This is a genomic window from Rhodoferax sp. (assembly GCF_037143375.1).
Taxonomy (GTDB): Bacteria; Pseudomonadota; Gammaproteobacteria; order Burkholderiales; family Burkholderiaceae_C; genus Rhodoferax.
On the sequence record NZ_JBAWYV010000014.1, the window covers coordinates 26,003 to 49,935 of the forward strand.

Consider the following 23,933-nt stretch of genomic DNA (forward strand, 5'->3'; position numbering starts at 1 on the left):
CGGTTTAAGGCACGCAAGTCAAAACAGCCTTTGGCTAAGTTAGAATTAGAAACGCTGGATCGGTGGATGAGTGGTTTAAGTCACACGCCTGGAAAGCGTGCGAGGGGTCAAACCCTCCGCGGGTTCGAATCCCGCCTGATCCGCCAGTATTAGGTTTTCAACGGTCTCCAACCGTATAAGTAGAGCCCCTAGAAGCCCTTGTTCCCCTGTGGAGCCGGGGCTTTTTTGCTTTCTTGCGTCTTTACTGGTAGTCTTGAAGCCACGTTCTGGCGTTGGTATATCTGTTGGTAGTTGGTATATCGGCTGTTGGTATATTGAAAACTGGCGTATCCAAGGTGGCAAGATGGCACTAACTGACACTGCAATCAAAAAAGCACAGGCCACTGACAAGCTGCAAAAGCTGTCAGATAGTGCAGGTCTGCAACTGCATATTCCTTCAACTGGTTCAAAACTGTGGCGCTGGGCCTACCGGTTTGATGGTAAACAGAAAACAATGGCACTGGGCGCATACCCCGCTGTGTCGCTGGCACAGGCCCGAGAACTTCGTGAGGCGGCACGCAAGCTGCTTGCGACCAACGTCGATCCGATGGCCCAAAAGAAGCTCGACAAGCAGGTCAAGGACAGTTCAAACGCCAACACGTTTGAATCTGTTGCCCGTGAGTGGTGGGAGCATTGGAGGGCAGGGCGCTCCAGCACCAGCCACGTTGATCAAACCATGCGTAGGCTGATTGCAGACGTATTTCCCATGATTGGCACTCGGCCGATGATGAATATTGAAGCCCCAGAGATGGTGATGATGGCTAAGGCCATTGAATCTCGTGGTGCGACAGACGTTGCAAAACGGTCACTTCAAACTTGCAGCCAGATATTCCGGTATGCCATCGCACATGGCAAAGCACGCAGGAACCCTGTCACTGACGTAAAACCAAGCGAGATACTCAAAGCACGTAAGGCTGTAAATTACGCACGGGTGGATGTCGCCGAGTTGCCCATGCTTTTGCGCAAGATTGAAGCCTACCAAGGTACACCCACGACCCGACTTGCTGTCAAGCTGATAGCCCTGACCTTTGTCCGAACCGGTGAACTGATCGGTGCACGTTGGTCGGAGTTCGATATGGAGGCTGGGCGCTGGGACATTCCCGCAGAGCGCATGAAGATGAAATCCCCTCATGTTGTGCCACTGTCGCCGCAAGCGCTGGACGTGTTGCGCACACTGCACACGGTCACTGGCGGTCGTGAACTTCTTTTTCCGGGTGAGCGTGACCACTCCAAGCCAATGAGTAATAACACGATTCTGGGTGCGCTGGCGCGTATGGGCTACAAGCACCAGATGACCGGGCATGGTTTCCGGGGTATAGCGTCAACCGTCATGCATGAACACGGGTTCGACCATGCTCATATTGAACTCCAACTGGCCCACATCGACCGCAACGTGGTGAGCGCGGCTTATAACCATGCCCTATACCTTCCCCAACGGGCTTTGATGATGGCATGGTGGGGCAATTACCTTGAGTCGGTAGGTAAAGGCAATGTACTACCTCTCAAAAAATTGTCCGCATGAGTAATTGAAGTTATAAAAATACCGATAAAGTCAAAACGTCTCATGCGTCCAGCCTAGTCGGCTCCAACTCGAGTTGCAGTTGGAAGACCGTAAGCCATTACGACGTAATAAAGAGCCGAACTATCACCGCGTCAATTGCCGTTTGCAACTGCGGCACTGCATGTCAGAAGACTTGACGGTCTGGATTTTTCGTTAACACATTGCATTAAGTTGCAAGGAGTTGACATGACTAATTCAGTCCAAGCAATCGCTGCTACATCAGCCAATCAACTGTATCGAGAACGTGACATTACCAGCCGTGGAAAATTTTCCAAGGCTCATTTGTACAAAATGGTGTCAAAAAATGAGTTTCCACGTCAGGTAATCACTGCTCCACGCTTTGCCAGATGGGGATCTGAAGTTGATGTGTGGTTTGCTGACCCAGTGGCATGGATCGAAGCACACAAAAAGAGCGACTTGAAGGGCGGTGCAGCATGAGCGCCATTCTTACAAAAGTCGCAATTCGGCTTTGGTGTTCAATGCCGACCCAGTGGTTTAAAGAACTCTGGAGCCGCAAACATCACAGCCCCAGCAATAGCGATCCAAAGTCAAACTCCAACCTCCATGGGGGTGGTCATGCTTAACGGCCACGACCGCGCCATTGATGCGTTGAATTATATTGATGCTGGTTGTGACCGTGAGTCTTGGCACAAGGCTGGACGCGCTGCTATTGCTGCTGGTTTGACGATTGAGGACATCGACCGCTGGAGCGCCACGGGTGCCAACTACAAAGGACCCCGCGATGTTTTGGCCGCTTTTCGTACTATCAAACCGGAGGGAGGAACCGGGGCCGGTGCTCTGTTTGGGATGGCCCGTGATGCTGGCTGGACCGATGGTAAAACAGGCCCACAACGTCAACCGCCTACACATTCACGCCCAATAGAGCAACCTCGCAAGCCTGCAGCCGGAATGAGTGCTGATGAGGTTTGGAGCCGCTGCGATGCTGCTACCAACTCGCACGGGTACGTTGCAGCCAAGGGTGCAGATGATGTGCCATTGAAAACCCTGCGCGTGGTTCCTGCTGGTGATAGTCTGAGAATTGCCGAACAGAGCATGGCCGGGTTCCTGATGGTGCCAGCGTATACGCCAGACGGTGAGATGCAGAGCGTTCAGTTCATACCGCCCAACGGTGGCAAAAAACTAAACCTTCCCGGAGCGAGCATGGCTGGTGCAAGCTTCATTGTTGGCTGGACGGTGCCGGGGTGCCGTATATACCTGTGCGAGGGCATTGGGCAAGCATGGGCCTGCTGGATGGCTACGGGTGGCGCTTCTGTTTGTTGTTTTGGCTGGGGTAATGTTCGCCGGGTTGCCGAGGCCATGCGTGAGCGTGACCCAAGCGCCCAACTGGTGCTGGTGCCTGATGTAGGCAAGGAACTTGAGGCTGCAAAGATTGCCGCTGACGTTGGAGCCGCCGTTGCAGCCATGCCAGAAGGTGAGGCTAATAACTTCGATGCTAACGACCTGATGAAGCGTGAGGGGGGCGATGGGCTAGCGATTCTGCTGGAAGCTGCGACAGAGTTGCCCAAGCCAAAGCCACCCATGCCAGAGGCAGAGGCACTACTCAAGCCGGTGTCAGTGTTCGATGTACTGAGCAGCCCAAGCGAGCCGCCTGCATTCGTGTGGGATGGTTATTTGCCACGGGGGCAGGTTTCTTTGCTTGCCGCACATGGCGGGACGGGAAAATCAACCATTGCGCTGATGCTGGCTGTTTGCACCGTGTTGGGTAGGCCACTATTCGGGGTTGCAACCGAGCAAAGCAATGTTCTTTTTGTGAGCCTTGAAGATGGGGTGAACATCGTTCGACACCGCCTCGCCAGTATCTGCAAGGCATGGCTCATTGATCCTGAGTTGCTGCGGGGTGGGCTGCACATTGTTGATGGAACCGAGCACCCTGAGTTGTTTTCGGCTGAAACACGTGGGTCTGGCGATACTACTGCCAGCTACCTCGAACTACGCAAGATAGTTCAATTCGAGCATATCGGTCTGGTGCTGATTGACAACGCAAGCGATGCCTTTGGTGGCGATGAAATCCAGCGCCTACAGGTGCGCGCCTTTATGCGTTCGCTTGCAGTCGTGGCACGTCTGACCGATTGCGCTGTCCTGCTGCTGGCGCACGTTGACAAGATGACCAGTCGCAATAAAAAGGCTGAAGGGGGAGAGGGTTACTCTGGTTCGACCGCATGGCACAACAGCGCACGGAGCCGCATGTTCCTGACCCGTGGCGATAATGGCCTGCTGACGCTGGAGCACCAGAAAAGCAACTTAGGCAGGATGCGTGAGCCGTTGACTCTGGAGTGGCTGGATGGCAGTTTCCCGCAAGTGGTGGCGGACGGTGGCTTTGGTGCTTCGCCCCAGCAAGGTCGTGCTGATGATGATCGCGCCGCTGCCTTGTTGCGCCTGATAGCTGAGTTTGCTGGCCGTGGTCAGTATTGCAGTCCGGCGCTGACCTCACGTAACAACGTCCATGCGCTACTCAAGAGTGAACCTGCCTTCCAGAAACTCAAATTGCGACTAGACGATACCAAGCGGGTCGTGACACAGTGCCAGCGTGCAAAGTGGATTGAGCCGATTGACTACCGTGGTCCAGACCGCAAACCGCACCAGAGATGGAATCTAACAAATGAGGGCTATGCGTTCGCTGGTTTGCCTGTGCCAACTGCGCCAACATGCGCCAACTATGAAGATGGCACAAATGGAACAAAGGGGAGTGCGCCAACTGCGCCAACTACCCTAGGGGGTGTGGGGGATAGAGCGCACACAGAACAAGGCGCAACAGAGACTGAAATAAGTGAAAAATTCTTCTCTGGTGCAAAGGAGTTATGTATCCCACAAAACCTACTTCCAAGACTCCCCAAATGAAACCCCTTGTTCCACATGATGTCCGTCAGCAAGTGCTGAAGCTACGACGCTATCAATCGATTAGTGAAGTGGCTGCACAAACTGGGCTTCCCATTGGCACGGTGAAGACCATTTGCTCCCGCTCTGGTGCATTCCGCGACAACATTGCCTTGCGGGAACTGTTTACTTTGCCACCGATTCAGGCAAGCGAGTCAAGGTCGCTGGCAGTTCCGCAGTTGCCACCTCAGAATACTGTCACTGGTGATCACGAGCTTGATGCCTTGCTGTGGCTGCGGGAAGTCATTAAGACGGGGCATGTGTCGTTGGTTGAAAAAGCCATGCTGGGTGCAAAGCAGATCAAGACTCCGTTGCTTGAGTTGGAGAAACGCTACACGAATCACCTTGTTTCACAGGACCCCGGAAATTGGGTGGCTGCACTGCGATCTATAAACTTTGCTGATTTGGATGGGTTGGCTAGAAGTTCAATCAAAAAGCTGACACGGCAAACTGAAGCAACAGCACGGTTTGGTAATGATCTGTTTGCCAACACACCCGCTGAAAAATTTTGCATTGATGCGCTGTCAACGATTGGAGGCGTCAATAGACCTTGGAAACTCAGTGAAGCCGAGGTTGATGAATGCTTTAGGAGTCAGTCTGAGTTAACGCCACACACGCTAAGTGACTGCCTCTTTGAACTTGCGTATTGGCGAGAGCTTTCAAGTCTGAGATATGCTGCCTGCGACTGTGATGACTCAGGACCTGAATCAAGCGCCCGTCAGGATTATGTGTTTCGTTGCCTTGCTAGTATCCGCCCACGAACCATAGAGGAGGCCATTGCAGTATTTCATTATCTCGCCGCCAGTGATAGCATGAATCGCATAGAGGTGACGGATATTTTGATTAACTTGATCGGTCATAAAGCTGTGACTCGTGTGTAATCCCGCGCTGATGAATTCAAAGTCACTCGGCTAACTTGTTTCCATTAAATTTATGCCATCACTCAGTAAAATCCACCTATGAAAATAGGCATCAAAACTGGTGGTCGCATAGCTGGCACGCCAAACAAACGCACACAAGACCTTCAGGATCGGCTGGAGGCTCTTGGCGTTGATCCACTTGAGGGTCTTGTCCAGATTGCAAAAGATGACACAGCACCGTTGGAACTGAGGGCCAAGGTGCAAATGGACCTGATGAGCTATTTGTATCCACGCCGCAAAGCTCTTGAAGTAGGGTCATCCAACCAGCAGCCTATATCCATCAGGATTGGGCTGAGTGCTGTTCAAGATCGAGCGGTGGAGCCAGAAGCTGAATCAGCCAAGTGACCTACTGCGTCTGATGTTCTTTTGTTTGGCGAAGCTTGACTAAAGAATGCCGGGTACGCGATTCAAAGCAATTCTTCGCTGATCTGCATGATTACCCTAGCCACTACTTTCATACCGTTGAGTTGCTCTGGCTTCTCGCTGCGGTAGATCGGATTCGCTGCCTCAATGGAGTGTGTACCGTCCATGTTCCTCCTCACGCTCCTGATGAACGCTGCGTCTCCCTTACTCAGCACATAGATGCCATCAGCACCCACTCCTTTGACTCCGAGGTCAACAACAACTGTTGCACCATTGGTAATGATTGGCTCCATCTCAGCGGTGACCACAGTAGCCACCGAGAGGTTCTCCATTGCTGTCACCTTACTGGAAACTCGTGTCTCCCAGCGTGATGTGACCTCAATCATGGAGTAGTCCCGGCAGCTGATCAATGCTCTAGATGCCACCAGATCAACAGGTACAGCCTTGATAACGAAGAAGTTCGCAGCTGCGCCGTGTGGAGCATCCATCCATCCCAATGGGAGTCCCATCGCTGTCTCAATACGTCGAGCCAGAGCTTCTCCCATGTTGCGCTGCGTGTTGGGATTGACAGTCACCAGCAGGTTCACATGGTTGGGATGTATCTCCACTGCTCTGGAGAACGCTGAGTTATTGCCTTGGAACTTATCAAGAATGATCTTGAGCAGGTTGTCTTTGCGGATTTTAATAGTTGGTTTCATGGTAAATCACTCTTTAAATAGATTTCTCTTGCCCATAGCAAGTCTGTGAGTAGACAAGATAGTTAAATCCAGTCTACGCAGCAAACGCCTCGTTGATCGCAGCCTTACCTCCCAAGCCGCCGCCGGGTAGCTGCTGCATCTGACTCTCTAATGGCTCCCAGTGCTGGATCTTCCGGTAGGTTCTGTAGGTCGCGTAACTGAAGAGTCGCTTGAAAGCTTGTGGTCGCTTGCTCGCCCTCAGGTTCATCAGCGTCGTCTTCGTCATCCAAAAATCCATCTAGGTAGCTGTCAATCTCAAGAGCGTAGTACCTACCCAGTTCAGGATAAAAGCTGCTTTTAACGTCAACAAAGCCACGCATGCACTCTGCGTCACCACTGGCGTCGATGTTCATCCCAAGGATGGAGAACACCAGTCCTCCCTCACCATCACACTCCTCTTGGTAAGTTTCATCAATGAACTTGATCAACTGCTTCAGGGTCAAGGGCTGGGCTGACCACTTCTTTGTGGTCACAAATACACCGTCATATTCATCAACCACGCGGTAGCTGATGTTCTTCTTGGTTCTCTTGGCCCTGATACTGATCACATCCTGCGTAACGGACGCCAGAACAATACGAGCAATCTCAATCTCCTCATTGGCAATGCTGGGCAGATATTCACCACCCATGTAAGCCGGGTGCAGAGACCCAACAATCTGCCGCGTAGAGTCCTCCAGCTTGCTCTCAGTCAGCCAGTCTTCTCCAGCGAAGCTGTCACCTGCTGCAAGGCGCTGCTGAACGTCTTTGCGCCGCTCCTCACCGAGGATGGACGACACGATCAGCGTGGTGGGGTTGAGGTCTTGAAAGTACGAGGTGGGCCGGAATGCGTAATTGAGGCCCGATGGGTAACGCGCAATGCGTGTGGTCATGTCATGCTCCTGTTTAGCTGCTTTGCCGAAATGGCGGGGTCAGCAATCTGGTCAACAAATCACCCCAGCCTGTTCAGGTAGGCCACACCTTGCACCAACAAAAAAACCCGCTCAACTTGTATCACCAATGACACAGCTAAAGCGGGTTCGTTGCTTTAGCAGTAACTTATAAAGCGCCCTGCAAGTAAACACTTAAATCGGCGCTAAAGTGATTGTAGCCATTCCCATGAGGTGTGACCATCACTACTGAACATTGTGTTGCTAAACGTCCCACTTTACTGGGCCTGTTGCAGCTTGCATCATCATCTTGTACCGCATTGCAGAGTGCAACTACATTCCTTGGCGCAAACCTATCGAGGCAATTCAACAGCTGTGAAACAACAGTTGAAGGTCGCTTTTTTGGCAATTCTTTCTGGGAAACACTCAAAACCCAACAGCTGTGACTGTCAGCTGTGAAGTGTCGCCACCGGAATTAAATTTCCAGCGTACTCGACCAGATGCTGATCACGAGGCTAGCACTTGCATGAAGAGAGAAGCTGGTTGCCGAATGTGCGTGGGTTGGTTCAACGTCACACACCCGCTTCATCCTTGTCAAAACGATCTAAAAGCGCTTCAAATGTAGCCGAGGCACCTCCAGTGGCGTCATGCAAGATCGTGGCTTGTGAGGCTGCTAAATCGCTAGTTCCACATTAAGCAGGGAAGTAGAAGTTGACCGGCTTCGTTGTGCAAGGGTCAACACCAGAATCACCTAGACGCTGCTGCTTTAAGCTCTTGATCCTTAGCCATTTCAATTACTGCCGTACACGTTCACGCTTGGTGAATTACAGCCAATCTTTGAGTTAATGCTAGGGCGCAAACTGGATAAGTCGAGTTTCAGTAGAAGGCATGATGACAAGCAAATCGTCAGTCCGGTAGATGGTGAGTTTCGCCGGGGGGCCAATAGGCCAGCGCAACTTTTTATACTGCGCTTCGGGTAACGCTAACAATCAGCTACAGCGTCGACTGTTAGGCTGGGAGTCAAATGCCGCAATTCGTGGAGTTGCCGTGATACCTTCTATGCCAGATGATCGGTGTGCCGTTTAATTCCAGTCAAACCAAGCTATACAGGGGTCTGAGTATTGATCCCAAGCTTTGCCTCAATGCTAGCCAACCTTTCACGCATCTCTCGCATCCCAGCAAGCAACTCATTCATGTAGATGTCTGGGTGAACACGCTCTGAATTTGCATCAAAAGTTTCCACACAGTCCTCCTCCCTTGCCATTCGTTTCAGTGGCTTGTAAACCATGTCGAGCAGTTCAGCTTTCAATGGAAGCCCGGCACGTATGGCTTCTTCCTTAACATCAAACAGCCACCCAGTAATCATGGCTTTTGTATCGCGCTGGAACTTTGGAAAGTTTGGTGCAAATTCAAGGTCTACTTTGTCGAGCTTCGCGGCTGCAAGCTCCATAAGATGGGCGTCGATCTCTTCCCCAGCATCCCACAGGTCAGGATAATTGTCATTGTCCAGTACCAAATCTTGCACATAATCTGTATAGAAAATACTCACAACAACAGTTGCTTTGTAAATGTCTCTAATGAGGAGCGTGAGCTTGTGTTGATTTAACACCCCGAATTGTGAAAGCCTCACGTCGTTACGCGCTAACGCTACTTCATAATCAAAGTCTATTTCTTGTGGAAATGGTTTTGGAAGGGCTACCCCCATCTCTTCCAGAACACTGAAGGTGTGCCAATCAAGACCACCACAAGCATCATAAAGTGGACACACGTCCGTGATGCGTTCACCAACTTCAAGGCAGTCAAAGTCGCCCAGCATATTATTTGCTATGAAGGTGAACAAACGGTGCCACTTGTCGGCATCGTCAGTCGATCCAACATTTAGCACTATTGCTGGATCGTGTTCACCAATGCCAGCAAATCCACGAAGCTTTTTCTCCTGTTCGTTGGACATGCCCTCACCGCTTTTCCACTTGCTGATTTGGGCAGATGAGACACCCATGCTCTTCGCCAATGCTGTTTGAGTGCATTTCAGGTTGTCGAGTGCCAGTTGCACCAGTGCGGATGAATTTCTCATTGCTTGCCCTAAAAAGTTGTTGATGTTTGCATGATACAACTGCATTAAGTAAAAACACACATTAGTTTTACTTAACAATACCTACTAGGATGCCCATAAAACTGTGGAATCCCCAGTCAAAACGAGGCCTACGGCAGCTTTGCCAAGTACTTAAACAGAACCCTCCGGTGAGCCCCATCAGACCGCTCCCCAATGGCTTGGAGCTACTCATCACGCGCATCCTTGTCGAGCTTCTGTTTCTTCAGCGATGACCTTCGCAGATACAGGCAAAGTGCTATTCCGATCAGCACGGCATAACCAACCATGATGTTGACAAGTTCATGAGTGAGTCCAATCGCAAGGGTAGCCAGTGATCATTATCGAGAGCTCAATGGAGTAAAGGTTTGGTGAGTTGTTCACCACGTTGCTCAGGCCTTAAAATTAAAGCCATCAACCCTGCTGGATTCTGCTGGTCTGTAAGCAGTACCCCAAATTCGGTTAGTACACTCTGACACAAGAAAACGGTCAGGGGATGGCATGGTTAAGTCGATTTTTATAGCATTGATGGTGTCGTGCTTTGCATTGGTGAGCGCCCCATCGATGGCACGACCCCAAGTCATTCATTCAGCGACCGGACATGCTGCCTCATACAGCAACAAGGGTCATGCTCCAAGGCACGCACCCAAAATAAAGCAGACTACGCCCACCAAAGCAGTGACTGGCGTGAAGCGTGATGCCAACGGCAAGATATTGCGTTCACAGACCGCAAAGAACAAGTTCAAGAAATCACACCCATGTCCCTCGACAGGTAAATCATCTGATGCTTGCCCGGGATATGTGATTGACCACGTACAGGCCCTGAAGCACGGTGGCGCAGACAACCTCAGCAACATGCAGTGGCAAACCAAAGAGGCGGCGAAGGCGAAGGACAAGGTTGAATGACGACATTAAAACCCTGTGCTTTTTGCACCTTACCCAGCAGCCGCATCATTGATGACGGTGAACACGGCGTTGTCATTCGTGATGGCTTCCCCATCTCTCCCGGACATACTCTTGTTATTCCCAAGCGGCATGTCGGATCGTTCTTCTCATTGCTGACCAGTGAACGCATTGATCTGCTCAACTTGCTGGACAAGGCCAAGCAGCAGCTTGATGCCGAGTTTGCTCCTCAGGGTTACAACATTGGCATCAACGATGGGGCAGCAGCAGGTCAGACCGTACCTCACCTGCACATTCACCTGATCCCTCGCTATGACGGTGACCGTGAAGACCCACGTGGCGGGGTTCGTTGGATCATCCCTGAGAAGGCTGACTATTGGAGCCAACCATGAGTGCTGCGCCATCAGCGGATGAACAGCTTGCTTTTCTGACCAAACTGCAACGCGTGTTTGCTGAAGGTGAGTTTTCGTCCACGTACAAGTTTGCGCTGCTAATAGCACTGGCGGAACTGGCTGTTGAACTGGGCCAAGACAACATTGATCCACTCGAGCTGTCAAATCAAGTCATCGCCAGCAAGTTCATCGACCTGTATTGGCAGCAAGCTGCGCCTTACAGTGTCCAACAAGCCGGAGCCGTGCCGGGTGTGCTGATACAGAACAATGGTGTGCAGGCGGCTGTGATCAAAGCCATCACCAGCTTCAGAGTCTCACATCCCAGCGCCACGCCACTTTCAGCAACTGCACTTAAGGAATACCGCTTACTTTGCCAGCAGGTTGCACAAACGGTGTCGGCCCAACCCATTGCATACCTTCAAAACCTCGGCGGCCAGACACAGCAGTTTCTTTATGAACGGGTGCGTGGTGGCATCATCCTCAAGCCCGGTGTTACCTATTGCCTGCGCCGCTTCCAGCCTCTGGTGCAGCAGCTGGCCCGTCGCCACTGGATTGATCATCTCAAGCGCAACCGTGCCAACACAGCTGTGCTGGGTCAGACTGATGATCTGGAGAGTTTCCTGTTTGAGACCTCTCGCCAGTCACTGATGATCATTGGCGAGGGTTTGAAGCGCATTGGTGGAAGCCATTGTTTCTACTGCCGCTCCAAGGTACAGGATGGTGATGTTGATCACTTCATCCCGTTTTCACTGTACCCAAGAGACTTGGCCCACAACTTTGTCATCTCTCACCCAGCCTGCAACCGCAGTAAGTCTGACACGCTTGCAGCAAAACCTCACCTTGAGAGTTGGATGGAACACATTACTAAGAACGATGATGCCCTCAGGGAGATCGGCGAGGCTGCTGGACGCACCGCAGACCTGTCAGCATCCCATGCTGTGGCACGGTGGGGGTACAGCAATGCAGTCAGCAGTGGCGCAAGAGCATGGATCAAGCCTGAAGCGTATGAGGCAATTGACAGTAGCTACTTGGGATGTTTGGCATGAACGATACCCATGCCCTCAACGTTTGGCGCAAATTTTGCAGCCGCTTTGCCATTGAGGAGCGGTGTGTTCCCCTGTTTGGCATCGACCGTGAAGGTGCTGTACGACAACGTGTCATTGGCAAGGATCGCACCTCCAGACCAGTTCTTGAACGCTCACTGGAGACGGAAAAGCTGATATTGAATGAGACAGAGAAGCTTTTGGAGGACTGGCGATCAGGCGCTCACCGCTATGACGGACTGATTTACTGCATTGGCTGGAAGCAATCCAAGCATTTCATCCCGCTGTACATTGGTAAAACTGAGACCATTGGCAAAGGTGACGGTAACCTTTCAGCCAACTTGAAGAACCTGAAGTCAGACAAATCAAAGTTCGCTCGGTGGGGCGACAACTACGCTTATCACATTGGTGACCTGAGCGCATGTACCTTGCCGGGCCATGCAGAGGCCAAGCGCACCGAGAAGTACTCAGCTTGGGCTGCCACGCTATTTGAGGACGCTCCATCAATTGCACCTCGACTGAGGCAGCCTGTTTACTTTTGGGCTACCGCGTGGAATCACAGCCATGTGGGCATCTGGGAGGAGCTTGGGCCAACGTCTTTGGCGTTCTTGGAGTACCTGCTGATCGGTGTTGCTGGCAGGGTATCACCAGACCTCTTGAACCGCGAGGGGGTTGGGCGGCGGGTGAGATTGCCACTGAGTTGTCCCGGTTAGTAACCGCAGGTGGCGTTTGATCCTGAGTGCTTTTAAAATTTTTTAGGTAAAAAGGTACACCCCCACCTCTGCTTTTCAAACACATGAGTGATTTACGGGTCGGGCGTGAACTGGAGTCTATAGGGAGCCTCATGCCCCGGGGGTCGCTCTCGGTGGTCAGCATGGGGGTAGAGGGGTGGCTCCTGTCCTGCATTGCCTCGGCTATGAGTGATGTGTATCAAACCGGCCATGAATCCGCACAGACTGATTTGAGGGTTGTGGCGCTGTGAGACTGGGCCAGAAGGTTCATCGCCTTGTGGGACTGCGTTGAGGGGGCGCAAATGGTGTTGTGGCGGTAGCGTTGAACCGTGCTGAAGCGATTCCCGCCACCACTAAAACCACCCATACGGAAAACACCCCCTAAATTCATGGCTTTTCATCACTCTTAAGTTGATGCTTGTTTTTAAATATACGGTTAACTGTTGATTAACGTATGGTTTTGGCGCATGATGCTGCATCACTCAAGAAAGACCAACATGACCAAGAAGCCACTGAAAGCCGCACTGTACGCACGTGTGTCAACTGGCTCACAATCAACTGAGAACCAGCTACGTGAGCTTAGAGAGGCCGCTGAGCGCCTCGGTTGGGTGGTGTCAGCTGAGTTTGTGGATCACGGCATCAGTGGCGCAAAAGGCCGCAAAGACCGTCCGCAACTGGACGCCATGCTGAAGGGTGTATCTCGCAAAGAGTTTGACGTGGTGGCCTCATGGTCAGTGGACAGGCTGGGGCGTTCACTGGTTGATCTTGTGACCATGCTGCAGGAGCTTCACGCAACCAATGTTGACCTATATCTTCATAAGCAGGGCATCAACACAACCACGCCAGCTGGTAAAGCCATGTTTCAGATGATGGGTGTCTTTGCTGAATTTGAACGCGAGATGATCCGTGACCGAGTCAATGCCGGGCTTGCGGTGGTCAAGGCAACCGGCAAGAACAAGCATGGTGAGCAGGTGACGCTGGGTCGCCCCAAAGTCAGCACCAAGGTTGAGAAGCAAATCATGGAGCTTCGTGCTGAAGGGTTTGGCATCCTCAAAATAGCCAAGGCTGTGGGCTGTGGCGTGTCTGTGGTGCAGCGGATGGTGGCGTAAGTACTGGGTTCAACCTACTTTGGTCTACGTTAGCTGTAGTGTCGTTGCAACGATTCCAAATCAGTGGAGTGTGCGAGTCTCCCAGAGTCACTCCAACTTATGTTGGTATATTTGTTGGTATTTATTGATAATTTAATATGACATTCAAGCATCCATGCGGGTTTGCAGGCTAGATGTGAAAGACGCCTGACCGCCAGTAATTGACAAGCGGGTTCTTTCTCCTCTCAAAGGGGCTAGAACCCGCTCCAGTCATAGCTTCTTCCCACTTGTCTTCCCTGAAACCTTCCCACAAACCTTCCCACACGGACGGTAATTGATGGGAAAATCTGAGGATGGCAATAAGCATCATGGCGAAGAAAGTTCCCAACTTGGTCCACAAGGGCCACTGCTACTATTTCAGGCTCAGAGTTCCAAAACCCTTATTTGGTGCATTTGATAAAACTGAGATTTCAGAAGCTCTTGGACATCTCAGTCAGCCACAAGCAGCCATAAAGGCCCGTGAGCTGTCAGCTGATCTTGCCCCTGTTTACCGTACTCCTTAAGCCAGCATTTATGCGGACTTCCTGTCTTGCTGCTGGGCCGCTGTCCAGCGTTGCTCAAACGTCATCGGGCTGACATAGCCCAACGTCGAGTGCAATCTCTTGTAATTGTAAAAGTTCAACCAATCAATCACCTCGTCCATGGCTTGGCGTCGTGTCGCAAATTTTCTGCCGTACAGTCTGCCAACCTTCAGTCGACCCCACAGGCTCTCAGTGGGGGCGTTGTCCCAGCAATTACCTTTTCTGCTCATCGATGATTTCATCTCAAACTTTTTGAGTTCACTTTGAAATTCATGGCTGCAATACTGGCTGCCCCGGTCTGAGTGAAAGATCAAACCCGGTGACGGATGACGTCTGAACCACGCCATGCGCAATGCATCGGTTACGGCGCTGGTCTGCATGTGTTCCGTCATGCTCCAGCCCACCACCTGACGGCTGAACAGGTCGATCACGCCGGTCAGATACAGCCAGCCCTCATCCGTTGCGATGTAGGTGATGTCACTGGTCCACACCTGGTTCGGCGCCTCTGGCGTGAAGTTGCGATTCGGTAAATTCTCTGCAATCGGCAGTTTGTGTTTGCTGTCGGTGGTGACAATGAATTTCCTCTTGCCCCGCGCTCTGATGCCGTGGCGTTGCATGTTTTTTCTGACTCGCTCTTTGCCGACCCTGAATGAGTACGGTAAACAGGGGCAAGATCACTAAAGTGAACCGGTCGCGGAAGCCCACCATCCTTGACGTGAATTGCAATCGCAATACAATGCAGCAATGAAAACTGCAACCATACCGCCCATTCGAGTAGCACCTGAGTTCAGGATCGAAGTTGAAGCTGTCCTTGAGCAAGGCGAATCGCTTTCACAATTCGTCGAAAACGCCGTACGTCAAACGGTTTTAAAGCGCAAAAATCAAGCTGAATTCCTGCATCGGGGCATCACAGCCATCGAGGAAACAAAGCGAGCAGGTGGCGGCATTGCTGCGGAGGTTGTGGTTGCCAAGCTTGAAGCCAAACTGGCGGCAGCGCGTCGAGCCCAGTCTTAGCACCATTGATGATCTATACCGTTCAATTCAGTGCCGCTGCCGACGAAGACTTGGAGATGCTTTTTGATTTCATTCTTCAACGTGAACTGGACAGCGAGGCTGGTGATCTTGACATTCCCGAGAGGGCGCTAAAAGCCATCAAAGAGGGCATAGGCTTTTTGAGGTCATCTCCATTTGTCTGTCGCAAGGTTGGGGAGAGTCCTTTCATCCGAGAGCTCGTGATCACTTTTGGACGCTCAGGCTATGTGGCACTTTATGAAATAGTCGATCACAGCACAGTCATCATCGGTGCGATTCGTCACCAACGGGAAGATGATTACCACTGAATCAACCAATCGTTACTGATGTGGCTGCCATCGAAATCAACACCTGCTGACCTTCAGAGGCAGAAAGGAACGGCCGGTTTGGATGGGTCATTTCGGCAAGTTGGCTGGCCGCTTCGGGTCTTTTTGTAGAGCTATACATAAAGGTCTGCAAGAGTCCGCCGCTTTTCTCCGAACCTGACCTTCAAACTGAACGGCTGCAATGGAGAAAGAAGCCGACATCCAAGAACTTCCGCTCGTTTATGGTGCCTCTTGCTTTCGCCTTACGGCGGGTGCATCGACCAAGTGAAGTAACGAACTCGCCATTCTTGTACTGAGGTCGCATCAAGTGCTCGACCGGAAGAGTGTCACACAGGTCATATGAAGACCCACGTTGGAAAAGACCTATCAAAGTAGCCATCTGGCCTCCACGTTTTAAGTAAAAACGCAATACCAAGGTGTTACAGCAAGGTGTTACAAAAAGCTGTTTATTTGTGCCTCGTAGACCTAAGTCCTTGATTACAAACAGTTTTAAAGATGAGGTTGACGAGCCTTGACCCCGGCACTGGCTTCACAGTTAGGGCTGCTTGGTTCCCCACCTGACCCGGTTGGCCGCTTCACCATGCGGGAAGGCCCGTCAATCTTTATTGTAAGGGCAGGGGAGCGTACTTCAAGACGCACACCACAATTTGCATCGAAAATTGATTTGGGATGCCCCCTTAGAATCCATGTATGTCATATCTCGTGCTCGCCCGCAAGTACCGCCCCCGCAACTTCACTGAAATGGTGGGGCAGGACCACGTCGTGCAAGCTCTCTCTAACGCGCTAACCACCCAGCGCTTGCACCACGCCTATTTATTTACTGGCACGCGCGGGGTTGGGAAGACCACCGTGTCACGCATTCTGGCCAAGTCACTCAATTGCCAGGGGGTTGATGGTCTGGGCGGAATTACCGCAACGCCGTGTGGCGTTTGCCAAGCCTGTACCGATATTGATTCCGGTCGATTTGTAGACTACACCGAGCTTGACGCAGCCTCCAACCGCGGAGTGGACGAGGTACAAGCGTTGCTGGAGCAGGCGGTTTACAAGCCAGTGCAGGGCCGTTTCAAAGTATTCATGATTGATGAGGTCCACATGCTCACCAACACGGCTTTCAATGCCATGTTGAAGACGCTTGAAGAGCCCCCCGAGTATTTAAAATTTGTGTTGGCGACTACCGACCCGCAAAAAGTTCCGGTCACGGTACTGTCGCGCTGCCTGCAGTTCAATTTGCGCCCGATGGCACCTGAAACCATTCGCGAACACCTGCAAAAAGTTTTACTGACTGAAAACGTGCCCGCCGATGTGCAGTCTTTGCGGTTGGTGGCTCGTGCCGCTCGCGGTTCGATGCGCGATGCCTTGAGCCTCACCGATCAAGCCATTGCGTTTGGTTCCGGCCAATTGCAAGAAGCCACGGTGCGTCTGATGTTAGGCAGTGTGGACCGGTCTTATGTATTTCGCTTGCTGGAGGCTTTGGCCAATAGCGATGGTAAAACGGTGGTCGAAACCTCTGAAGTTTTACGGCTGAATGGCCTCAGCGCCGCCTCAACACTAGAAGAAATGAGCTCAGTGTTGCAGCGCATGGCCGTGTTGCAGGCAGTACCTGGCGTTGCATCAGATACGGATGAGACCGATCCGGAGGCTGCTGATATGGTGCGTCTGGCGGCCTTGATGCCAGCAGATGAAACCCAGCTTCTTTACAGCATTTGTTTACACGGACGAGGTGAGTTAGGTCTTGCACCCGATGAGTATGCCGCCCTAACCATGGTGTTGCTGCGACTGCTTGCCTTTAAACCCGTAACGGGCAAGCTGCCATCGGCTGAAAAAAAAACTCTGAATAATACTGTGGCCTTGGTGGCAAGGCCTGTCGTCGCATTGCCTGAAGTTTTCCAGGCAGCGATCCTTGCGGTAGCGCAGTCACCCATTCCTGCCAAGGTTCAGCCTTGGGAAGATGAGCAAAATCAGCCTCTAGCCCCCGTTGAGCCTACGCAAGTAGCTATTAATAACATAGCAATTCAGGCGCATGAGCAAACACGACCACCCGGTCAGCAACTGCATGTTGTTTCAATGCATACGGCTTCAATTGAACCACCCGCCAATGAGTCAATAAAGCCGCTAGCCAGAGTAAATACGACGCCTGCAGCTTCAAAGATTGAAGCAATTCCCGTACGAATTCAAGCTGACTCTCGTGCTGAAGCTGTGGCCGGACAGACTGTGCCGGCGGTGCTGATTCCTACGGAGGAAGGCGAGTTTTGGCATGCTACGGTGCAGCAACTCATTTCGGCGGAAGCCATCACCGCTATGGTGCGCGAACTGGCGTTACAGTCACAACTGGTGGCACGCGATACCGATCAATGGCTTTTGCGGGTTGAACGTGAGTCGCTCAATCAGCCTGGTAGCCGTGACCGTCTTACTGCCGCGTTGCAAGCGGTGGGCCATGGTGTGCGCCTCACCGTCGAAATTGGACGTGTCACGGATTGCCCTGCAAGGCGAAATTCAGCCGCAGCCGCCGAGCGGCAATTGGTGGCCGAAAAGATCATTTTTGATACCCCGTTCGTGCAAACTATCATGCACGATTTCTCAGCGAAAATCGTGCCCGGCAGTATCAAACCGGCTTAAGACAAAATTCTCAAGCCCCGTTTCGTCATTGTTTTAATTTCAAAATCAACTCAAGGAAAAATCATGTTTAACAAAGGACAACTCGCAGGCCTCATGAAACAAGCACAGGCGATGCAGGACAACATGAAGAAAGCGCAGGATGAACTGGGCAACGTTGAAGTTACCGGTGAATCGGGTGCCGGCCTCGTCAAAGTCCTCATGACTTGCAAGCACGATGTACGTCGCATCACCATTGACCCCAGCCTGCTGGCTGAAGACAAAGACATGCTGGAAGACTTGGTCGCAGCTGCTTTTAATGCTGCTGTGCGCAAAGCCGAAGAAACCTCATCCGAGAAAATGGGCAAACTTACCGCGGGTATGCCTGGTCTTCCCGGTGGCATGAAATTTCCGTTCTGATGCACGACTGCTCAAATCAATATATCTTGCTTGGGCTTGAGTGATTTCCAGCACCAACTCGCTTGACGTCCTGATTCAGGCTCTTCGTCTGTTGCCGGGTGTTGGGGTGAAGTCGGCGTCTCGCATGGCTTTTCACCTGCTTCAACACGACCGTCCGGGTGCGCTGACTTTGTCACGAGCGTTAAGCGATGCGGCCAATCATGTGCTTCATTGTGAGCGCTGTCATACTTTTACGCAGGCTGAGGTTTGCGCAACCTGCCTAGATCCTCGGCGTGACGCGTCCAAGTTGTGTGTGGTGGAAACACCCGCAGATCAGTCAGCGGTGGAACGCACGGGGGCTTATAAGGGCTTGTACTTTGTGCTGATGGGAAAACTCAGCCCACTTGACGGGATTGGACCTAAAGACATAGGCCTCAAAAAACTGTTTGACCGCGCCTGCGATGGAATCGTCCAGGAAGTGATACTAGCGACCAACTTCACCGCTGAGGGCGAGGCCACAGCCCACGTTATAAGCGAAGGCCTGAAAGAGCGAGGTCTGCGCCTGACTCGTCTGGCGCGCGGCGTGCCTGTGGGCAGTGAGTTGGAGTACGTTGATTTGGGCACCATCGCGCACGCGCTGGTGGACAGGCGCTAATCTGAAATTTATCTATAAGTCATTTTTTGACTGAGCATACGTTCCCCTTACGTAGCGATAGATTAGTTATTTCCGTTTTTGACCATTCATGGCCGCTCGCAATTGGGGCATCATGGCCTGCATCGCCAACCTTCCAGCTTCGATCGAGCGACGTCGCGCACCAAAATCTGAACTACCCACCCCCAGCAACGCGGGCCTCACCACCACATCGGCTTCTCGAAGTTCGAAATTATTGATGCTCTTGCTCATGATGGAAAAAGTTTGCATCAAGATTTGCAGCGTGTCACTCGCTGAATTACTTTCCGGCGCACTTGAGATATCGACCGCAATGATCAACTCCGCTCCCATTTGGCGCGCGTATCGCACAGGCACTGGCGATACCAATCCACCATCAACATAATCACGACCTGAAATTCTGACAGGCTGGAAAAGCGCCGGAACAGCGCTTGAAGCCCGAACAGCGGTTGCGATGTCTCCACGCTGAAACAACACCCCTTGACCATTGTTTAAATCAGTGGCGACGATGCCCAAAGGCATTGGCATGCTTTCAATCAAACGGCCATGGACTTGCGTACTCACATACCGCGACAAAGCCTCACCACGCAACATGCCGCGACTAAAGATGGGCAGAGTCCAATCGGCAAACGTTGCCTCTTCCATCGTTTCAGCCACTTGCTGCAATTGAGTACCGGTCTTACCACTTGCGTAAAAGGCAGCAACCAAACTTCCGGCTGAAGTACCCACTACAAGACTGGGACGAATTCCGGCTTCCTCTAAAACCTGAATCACCCCAATATGAGCAAAACCACGGGCAGCGCCACCGCCAAGTACCAGTCCAATTTTCAGAACTTTTTTAGGTGCCTCCACGACATTGAGCGGTATGTCTGTTGGAATAGTTACAACCGGAGCTGAGGAGCAGCCGATAAGAACAAGCGCTAATAAAAATGATGAAATATGTTTTAAATTCAATTGAGGAACCATTACTTGTTGAGAGTAATTCGCGCTTGAGCCGGGATCTGTGTACATTAAGTTTGGAACTGATTTTTTTGGCCATTGCCATTCAAATAAAAGAAACCGTTACCACTAAGTTGGCGTTCTTGTTAGTGAGGTTGGCTGCCGGGTTGATTGCGATTGAGCAACTGGGGTTTCTCGCGGTGACAGCGCCCAAAGATTTAGGCGTAACTATGAGAAGGTTAATGCCGTCTTCCCGAGCCCCAAACAGTGTTAACAGTCGAGCACATCTATACGCTAATCATCGTCAACGAAACTAAGCTAACGATGCTGCTTTGCAATTTTCGGTTGACATTGAGGTAGCCATGTAAAAACTTTTGGAAATGCTACAAAAAAAGAGCGGGGAGCAAAGATTGTGCATGGGTCTGAGCACATTTATACTGAATTCTCAAACTCAATAATAGAATTCCAGAATGACGTTGAGTTTTGGCTGAATGGGCCAAACAGCGTCATTCAAGTACTGTTAGCCAGCAGACTTGACCAGAAAGACTTTGGAATAAACCGAGCGCGGGTGGCGTCCATCCGTGCCCGGTTTTCAAATTAACCTGCTGCTACCTCTTGCGCTTCGGGCTTGGACTTACCCTCTTTCTTGGGCAAGGGTTGAATATCTAACAAGACCTCTGTCTTATTTTCATCCTTGTCATCCAGGTCAACAGTCAAACGGCCACCGTCAGTCAAACGACCAAAAAGCAACTCGTCAGCCAGAGCACGTCGAATCGTATCCTGAATCAAACGCTGCATAGGACGAGCGCCCATGAGTGGATCGAATCCCTTTTTGGCCAAGTGCTTACGAAGTTTGTCGGTAAATGTGACATCTACTTTTTTGTCTGTCAGTTGGGCTTCCAACTGCAGCAAAAACTTATCAACAACACGCATGATGACCACCTCATCCAGCGCTTTGAAGCTAACAATGGCATCAAGTCGATTGCGGAATTCAGGTGTGAACAGACGTTTGATGTCCGCCATTTCGTCGCCAGCTTCGCGAATATTGGTGAAGCCCATGACCGTTTTGTTCATGGACTCAGCCCCCGCATTGGTTGTCATGATGATGATGACATTGCGGAAGTCAGCTTTGCGGCCATTGTTGTCAGTCAAGGTACCGTGATCCATCACCTGAAGCAGCACATTGAAAATGGCCGGATGCGCTTTTTCAATCTCATCAAGCAACAACACACAATGTGGCTTCTTGGTGATGGCTTCAGTCAGAAGACCCCCTTGATCAAAACCAACGTAACCGGGCGGCGCTCCAATCAAACGGCTCACGGCGTGCTGTTCCATGTACTCACTCATGTCAAAGCGAATAAGGTCAATACCCATGATGTAAGCCAATTGCTTGGCCGCCTCAGTCTTCCCGACCCCAGTGGGTCCGCTGAACAAAAATGAGCCAATCGGCTTATCGCCCTTGCCCAAACCAGATCGCGCCATTTTCACGGCCGATGCAAGCATGTCGATAGCCTTGTCCTGACCGAAAACCACGTTTTTGAGATCTCGCTCCAGTGTCCTGAGCTTGCCACGATCATCGTTGGAAACATTTGCTGGAGGAATCCGGGCAATCTTGGCCACGATCTCTTCCACCTCAGTTTTACTGATGATTTTTTTACGTTTAGACGCTGGCAATATCCGTTGCGCAGCGCCAGCCTCATCAATCACGTCAATCGCTTTATCAGGCAAATGGCGGTCGTTAATGTACTTGGCGCTTAACTCGGCCGCAGCCTGTAAGGCAGCTACCGCGTACTTCACGTTGTGATGTTCCTCAAAACGGGACTTAAGTCCCTTAAGGATCTCCACCGTTTGTTCGATGGTGGGCTCTACGACATCCACCTTCTGGAAGCGACGTGACAATGCAGCGTCCTTCTCGAAGATGCCACGGTACTCTGTAAAAGTGGTTGCACCGATGCATTTGAGGGCGCCTGAACTCAATCCGGGTTTGAGCAGATTTGACGCGTCCAAGGTACCGCCTGAAGCGGCACCAGCACCTATGAGCGTGTGGATTTCGTCGATAAACAAAACTGCGTTGGGCTTGTCCTTCAAAGACTTCAAGACACCTTTAAGGCGCTGCTCAAAATCACCACGGTATTTGGTCCCTGCCAGTAAAGCACCCATGTCAAGCGAGTAAACCACTGCTTCGGCCAGAATTTCAGGGACATCCTTTTGGGTAATGCGCCAAGCCAAACCCTCTGCAATCGCTGTCTTGCCCACACCGGCTTCGCCTACCAACAACGGGTTGTTTTTTCGACGACGGCACAGAATCTGGATCACACGCTCAACTTCATACTCCCGCCCGATCAGTGGATCAATCTTGCCGTCTTTGGCGAGTTGATTCAGGTTGACTGTGTATTGCTCCAAAGGTGACTGTTTTTCATTTTTTTCAGTGCCAGATTCGTCACTTTCAGGTGGACTGTCATTGGTCTTGCCTGTTTCTGGTGGATCGGTTTTCTTAATGCCATGGGCAATAAAATTCACCACATCAAGACGAGTTACGCCCTGTTGGTGAAGGTAATACACCGCGTGCGAATCTTTTTCGCCAAATATGGCCACTAATACGTTTGCGCCAGTAACTTCTTTTTTTCCGCTGCCGGTAGATTGAACATGCATGATTGCACGTTGAATCACTCGTTGAAAGCCAAGGGTCGGTTGAGTATCTACATCGTCTGAACCGGCAACCTGCGGTGTGTTGTCTTTGATAAAGTTTGACAATGATTTTCGTAAATCGTCAATGTTGGCAGAACAGGCTCGCAACACTTCAGCAGCGCTAGGATTATCCAAAAGAGCGAGCAACAAGTGCTCTACCGTGATGAACTCATGACGCTGCTGTCGAGCCTCAACAAATGCCATATGAAGGCTGACTTCCAATTCTTGGGCAATCATGTGATTTCCTTTTTAGCCTTGCTTTGATGATTAACTGTAATACGAATTCAATATCATTTCTGAGGAGATGCCATCATCTGCCTAGAAATCAACTGGCTCACTAATGCACTTTAATGGATGACCTGCTTTTGCTGCGGCATCCAGAACCTGATCAACTTTTGTTGCGGCAACGTCCTTTGAATAAACCCCGCAAACACCTTTGCCGTCAAGGTGAATTTTTAGCATGATCTGCGTGGCGGCCTCCATGTCTTTTCCGAAAAACTCCTGTATGACGACAACAACAAACTCCATTGGTGTGTAGTCATCGTTGAGCATGACTACCTGATACATCTGCGGCGGCTTAACTTTTAGCGTTCGCCTTTCCAGTAAAACTGCTCCCCCATCATCGCGGTCAGGTTGAATAATCGGCTTTACCGGAGGAGTTACAGGTGATTTTGTTGCCATATTTTTGATTTTAACGAGCACACCAAGACATTGCCGCATGAGACCCAATTGGTGACAGTTTTGCTAGATTCAAGCAAAAAAACAGGTTGAATCTAAATATCCTATTCAAATTTAATGCTGAAGTGAAAGAGTATTTCAGCAGCTTGCATCGCTTTGTTCGAGTGTGCGGGGCTGCGGCTATCTAGCCGAGTTCGACAGAGTACGTCAGACCTTCAGACTCAGCAGCGCCCCCGCCATCTTGTCACCGGTCTTGAACACCGCCAGACTGGCCAGAAACGCATTCTTGGCTTGAAGTTGAGCCACGACATCCGTCCCCAATGATGGCCCTACCTCTGTGGCAGTCGTCAACTTCGTGGAAACACCGCCACCGGGATGGGCGCTTTGCACCACTTCCTGGC

23 protein-coding genes, 1 tRNA gene, 1 other RNA gene and 1 pseudogene are annotated in these 23,933 nt (G+C 51.3%); 17 read left to right on the top strand and 9 right to left on the bottom strand.

Translation table 11 applies throughout. From position 1 onward, the window contains the following. The first annotated feature begins 56 nt into the window (after positions 1-56). The 6 genes from WCG50_RS04070 (at position 57) to WCG50_RS04095 (ending at position 5,760) form a co-directional block, all read left to right on the top strand. Positions 57-146 (top strand) — tRNA-Ser (locus WCG50_RS04070). Positions 147-253: 107 nt separating this feature from the next. Further along, the gene (locus WCG50_RS04075) at positions 254-1,561 is read left to right on the top strand and encodes an integrase arm-type DNA-binding domain-containing protein (RefSeq protein ID WP_336898295.1); all 1,308 of its coding nucleotides are present in this window, start codon (positions 254-256) and stop codon (positions 1,559-1,561) included. Positions 1,562-1,786: 225 nt separating this feature from the next. Beyond that, positions 1,787-2,038, top strand: a complete 252-nt coding sequence (locus WCG50_RS04080; protein ID WP_336898296.1) for an AlpA family phage regulatory protein — start codon at positions 1,787-1,789, stop codon at positions 2,036-2,038. A gap of 126 nt (positions 2,039-2,164) precedes the next feature. Then, positions 2,165-4,459, top strand: a complete 2,295-nt coding sequence (locus tag WCG50_RS04085; protein WP_336898297.1) for an AAA family ATPase — start codon at positions 2,165-2,167, stop codon at positions 4,457-4,459. Continuing rightward, positions 4,456-5,376 (top strand): hypothetical protein, encoded by a 921-nt coding sequence (locus WCG50_RS04090; protein WP_336898298.1) that lies wholly within the window; start codon positions 4,456-4,458, stop codon positions 5,374-5,376. Before WCG50_RS04085 ends, WCG50_RS04090 begins: the two co-directional genes overlap by 4 nt. A gap of 78 nt (positions 5,377-5,454) precedes the next feature. Further along, a complete protein-coding gene (locus WCG50_RS04095) occupies positions 5,455-5,760 on the top strand; it encodes a hypothetical protein (RefSeq protein WP_336898299.1) in 306 nt (101 codons plus the stop codon). A 62-nt stretch (positions 5,761-5,822) separates the two neighbouring features. Here WCG50_RS04095 and WCG50_RS04100 read toward each other — a convergent pair whose 3' ends face one another. The 3 genes from WCG50_RS04100 to WCG50_RS04110 all read right to left on the bottom strand — a co-directional run bounded on the left by WCG50_RS04100 (position 5,823) and on the right by WCG50_RS04110 (position 9,455). Then, a complete protein-coding gene (locus WCG50_RS04100) occupies positions 5,823-6,476 on the bottom strand; it encodes a S24 family peptidase (RefSeq protein WP_336898300.1) in 654 nt (217 codons plus the stop codon). 104 nt (positions 6,477-6,580) lie between these two features. Then, a complete protein-coding gene (locus WCG50_RS04105; protein WP_336898301.1) occupies positions 6,581-7,384 on the bottom strand; it encodes a hypothetical protein in 804 nt (267 codons plus the stop codon). 1,099 nt (positions 7,385-8,483) lie between these two features. After that, a complete protein-coding gene (locus tag WCG50_RS04110) occupies positions 8,484-9,455 on the bottom strand; it encodes a hypothetical protein (protein WP_336898302.1) in 972 nt (323 codons plus the stop codon). Positions 9,456-9,971: 516 nt separating this feature from the next. Here WCG50_RS04110 and WCG50_RS04115 point away from each other — a divergent pair. From WCG50_RS04115 to WCG50_RS04140, 6 genes are all read left to right on the top strand, one after another. Then, positions 9,972-10,376, top strand: a complete 405-nt coding sequence (locus WCG50_RS04115) for an HNH endonuclease signature motif containing protein (protein WP_336898303.1) — start codon at positions 9,972-9,974, stop codon at positions 10,374-10,376. After that, positions 10,373-10,765, top strand: a complete 393-nt coding sequence (locus WCG50_RS04120) for an HIT family protein (protein ID WP_336898304.1) — start codon at positions 10,373-10,375, stop codon at positions 10,763-10,765. Before WCG50_RS04115 ends, WCG50_RS04120 begins: the two co-directional genes overlap by 4 nt. Next, positions 10,762-11,811 carry an HNH endonuclease gene (locus WCG50_RS04125; RefSeq protein ID WP_336898305.1) on the top strand — a complete coding sequence of 350 codons (1,050 nt, stop codon included), beginning with the start codon at positions 10,762-10,764 and terminating at the stop codon, positions 11,809-11,811. Before WCG50_RS04120 ends, WCG50_RS04125 begins: the two co-directional genes overlap by 4 nt. After that, positions 11,808-12,521 carry a hypothetical protein gene (locus WCG50_RS04130; RefSeq protein WP_336898306.1) on the top strand — a complete coding sequence of 238 codons (714 nt, stop codon included), beginning with the start codon at positions 11,808-11,810 and terminating at the stop codon, positions 12,519-12,521. The genes WCG50_RS04125 and WCG50_RS04130 overlap by 4 nt, the downstream gene beginning before the upstream one ends. Positions 12,522-12,604: 83 nt before the next feature. Then, positions 12,605-12,790 (top strand): hypothetical protein, encoded by a 186-nt coding sequence (locus WCG50_RS04135; RefSeq protein WP_336898307.1) that lies wholly within the window; start codon positions 12,605-12,607, stop codon positions 12,788-12,790. Positions 12,791-13,036: 246 nt separating this feature from the next. After that, positions 13,037-13,648: a recombinase family protein gene (locus WCG50_RS04140; RefSeq protein WP_336898308.1), complete on the top strand. Its 612-nt coding sequence runs from the start codon at positions 13,037-13,039 to the stop codon at positions 13,646-13,648. A gap of 550 nt (positions 13,649-14,198) precedes the next feature. On the opposite strand, the pseudogene WCG50_RS04145 reads toward WCG50_RS04140, so the two are convergent. Continuing rightward, a pseudogene (locus WCG50_RS04145) lies at positions 14,199-14,855 on the bottom strand (IS3 family transposase); the annotation flags it as partial. 97 nt (positions 14,856-14,952) lie between these two features. On the opposite strand from WCG50_RS04145, the gene WCG50_RS04150 reads away from it, so the two are divergent. Both WCG50_RS04150 and WCG50_RS04155 read left to right on the top strand, forming a co-directional pair. Continuing rightward, positions 14,953-15,222, top strand: a complete 270-nt coding sequence (locus tag WCG50_RS04150; RefSeq protein WP_336898309.1) for a YlcI/YnfO family protein — start codon at positions 14,953-14,955, stop codon at positions 15,220-15,222. An 8-nt stretch (positions 15,223-15,230) separates the two neighbouring features. Further along, positions 15,231-15,548 carry a type II toxin-antitoxin system RelE/ParE family toxin gene (locus WCG50_RS04155; protein WP_336898310.1) on the top strand — a complete coding sequence of 106 codons (318 nt, stop codon included), beginning with the start codon at positions 15,231-15,233 and terminating at the stop codon, positions 15,546-15,548. Positions 15,549-16,066: 518 nt separating this feature from the next. Here WCG50_RS04155 and ffs read toward each other — a convergent pair. Then, positions 16,067-16,163: signal recognition particle sRNA small type (ffs, locus tag WCG50_RS04160), an RNA gene on the bottom strand. Positions 16,164-16,256: 93 nt separating this feature from the next. Between ffs and dnaX the strand changes: the two genes are divergently transcribed. From dnaX to recR, 3 genes are all read left to right on the top strand, one after another. Then, positions 16,257-18,182 (top strand): DNA polymerase III subunit gamma/tau, encoded by a 1,926-nt coding sequence (dnaX, locus tag WCG50_RS04165; protein WP_336898311.1) that lies wholly within the window; start codon positions 16,257-16,259, stop codon positions 18,180-18,182. Between the two features lie 63 nt (positions 18,183-18,245). Further along, positions 18,246-18,578 (top strand): YbaB/EbfC family nucleoid-associated protein, encoded by a 333-nt coding sequence (locus WCG50_RS04170; RefSeq protein WP_336898312.1) that lies wholly within the window; start codon positions 18,246-18,248, stop codon positions 18,576-18,578. A gap of 43 nt (positions 18,579-18,621) precedes the next feature. Next, complete coding sequence (gene recR, locus WCG50_RS04175) at positions 18,622-19,212, top strand: recombination mediator RecR (RefSeq protein WP_336898317.1); 591 nt, start codon at positions 18,622-18,624, stop codon at positions 19,210-19,212. A gap of 66 nt (positions 19,213-19,278) precedes the next feature. Here the strand turns inward: recR and WCG50_RS04180 are convergent, their stop codons facing one another. The 4 genes from WCG50_RS04180 to WCG50_RS04195 form a co-directional block, all read right to left on the bottom strand. Next, positions 19,279-20,238: a patatin-like phospholipase family protein gene (locus WCG50_RS04180; protein WP_336898313.1), complete on the bottom strand. Its 960-nt coding sequence runs from the start codon at positions 20,236-20,238 to the stop codon at positions 19,279-19,281. 525 nt (positions 20,239-20,763) lie between these two features. After that, entirely contained in the window at positions 20,764-23,091 is a 2,328-nt protein-coding gene (clpA, locus tag WCG50_RS04185; protein WP_336898314.1) for an ATP-dependent Clp protease ATP-binding subunit ClpA, read from the bottom strand. A gap of 81 nt (positions 23,092-23,172) precedes the next feature. Further along, a complete protein-coding gene (gene clpS / locus WCG50_RS04190; protein ID WP_336898315.1) occupies positions 23,173-23,535 on the bottom strand; it encodes an ATP-dependent Clp protease adapter ClpS in 363 nt (120 codons plus the stop codon). A 204-nt stretch (positions 23,536-23,739) separates the two neighbouring features. Beyond that, positions 23,740-23,933, bottom strand: a 194-nt coding sequence (locus WCG50_RS04195; protein ID WP_336898316.1) for a hypothetical protein, incomplete at its 5' end; no start/stop codon positions are given.

Bases quoted from the DNA above. Each gene is read 5' to 3' on its own strand.
- WCG50_RS04080 (WP_336898296.1), top strand. From the start codon at position 1,787: ATGACTAATTCAGTCCAAGCAATCGCTGCTACATCAGCCAATCAACTG.
- WCG50_RS04085 (WP_336898297.1), top strand. From the start codon at position 2,165: ATGGGGGTGGTCATGCTTAACGGCCACGACCGCGCCATTGATGCGTTG.
- WCG50_RS04090 (WP_336898298.1), top strand. From the start codon at position 4,456: ATGAAACCCCTTGTTCCACATGATGTCCGTCAGCAAGTGCTGAAGCTA.
- WCG50_RS04095 (WP_336898299.1), top strand. From the start codon at position 5,455: ATGAAAATAGGCATCAAAACTGGTGGTCGCATAGCTGGCACGCCAAAC.
- WCG50_RS04100 (WP_336898300.1), bottom strand. From the start codon at position 6,476: ATGAAACCAACTATTAAAATCCGCAAAGACAACCTGCTCAAGATCATT.
- WCG50_RS04105 (WP_336898301.1), bottom strand. From the start codon at position 7,384: ATGACCACACGCATTGCGCGTTACCCATCGGGCCTCAATTACGCATTC.
- WCG50_RS04110 (WP_336898302.1), bottom strand. From the start codon at position 9,455: ATGAGAAATTCATCCGCACTGGTGCAACTGGCACTCGACAACCTGAAA.
- WCG50_RS04115 (WP_336898303.1), top strand. From the start codon at position 9,972: ATGGTTAAGTCGATTTTTATAGCATTGATGGTGTCGTGCTTTGCATTG.
- WCG50_RS04120 (WP_336898304.1), top strand. From the start codon at position 10,373: ATGACGACATTAAAACCCTGTGCTTTTTGCACCTTACCCAGCAGCCGC.
- WCG50_RS04125 (WP_336898305.1), top strand. From the start codon at position 10,762: ATGAGTGCTGCGCCATCAGCGGATGAACAGCTTGCTTTTCTGACCAAA.
- WCG50_RS04130 (WP_336898306.1), top strand. From the start codon at position 11,808: ATGAACGATACCCATGCCCTCAACGTTTGGCGCAAATTTTGCAGCCGC.
- WCG50_RS04135 (WP_336898307.1), top strand. From the start codon at position 12,605: ATGAGTGATTTACGGGTCGGGCGTGAACTGGAGTCTATAGGGAGCCTC.
- WCG50_RS04140 (WP_336898308.1), top strand. From the start codon at position 13,037: ATGACCAAGAAGCCACTGAAAGCCGCACTGTACGCACGTGTGTCAACT.
- WCG50_RS04150 (WP_336898309.1), top strand. From the start codon at position 14,953: ATGAAAACTGCAACCATACCGCCCATTCGAGTAGCACCTGAGTTCAGG.
- WCG50_RS04155 (WP_336898310.1), top strand. From the start codon at position 15,231: ATGATCTATACCGTTCAATTCAGTGCCGCTGCCGACGAAGACTTGGAG.
- dnaX (WP_336898311.1), top strand. From the start codon at position 16,257: ATGTCATATCTCGTGCTCGCCCGCAAGTACCGCCCCCGCAACTTCACT.
- WCG50_RS04170 (WP_336898312.1), top strand. From the start codon at position 18,246: ATGTTTAACAAAGGACAACTCGCAGGCCTCATGAAACAAGCACAGGCG.
- WCG50_RS04180 (WP_336898313.1), bottom strand. From the start codon at position 20,238: ATGTACACAGATCCCGGCTCAAGCGCGAATTACTCTCAACAAGTAATG.
- clpA (WP_336898314.1), bottom strand. From the start codon at position 23,091: ATGATTGCCCAAGAATTGGAAGTCAGCCTTCATATGGCATTTGTTGAG.
- clpS (WP_336898315.1), bottom strand. From the start codon at position 23,535: ATGGCAACAAAATCACCTGTAACTCCTCCGGTAAAGCCGATTATTCAA.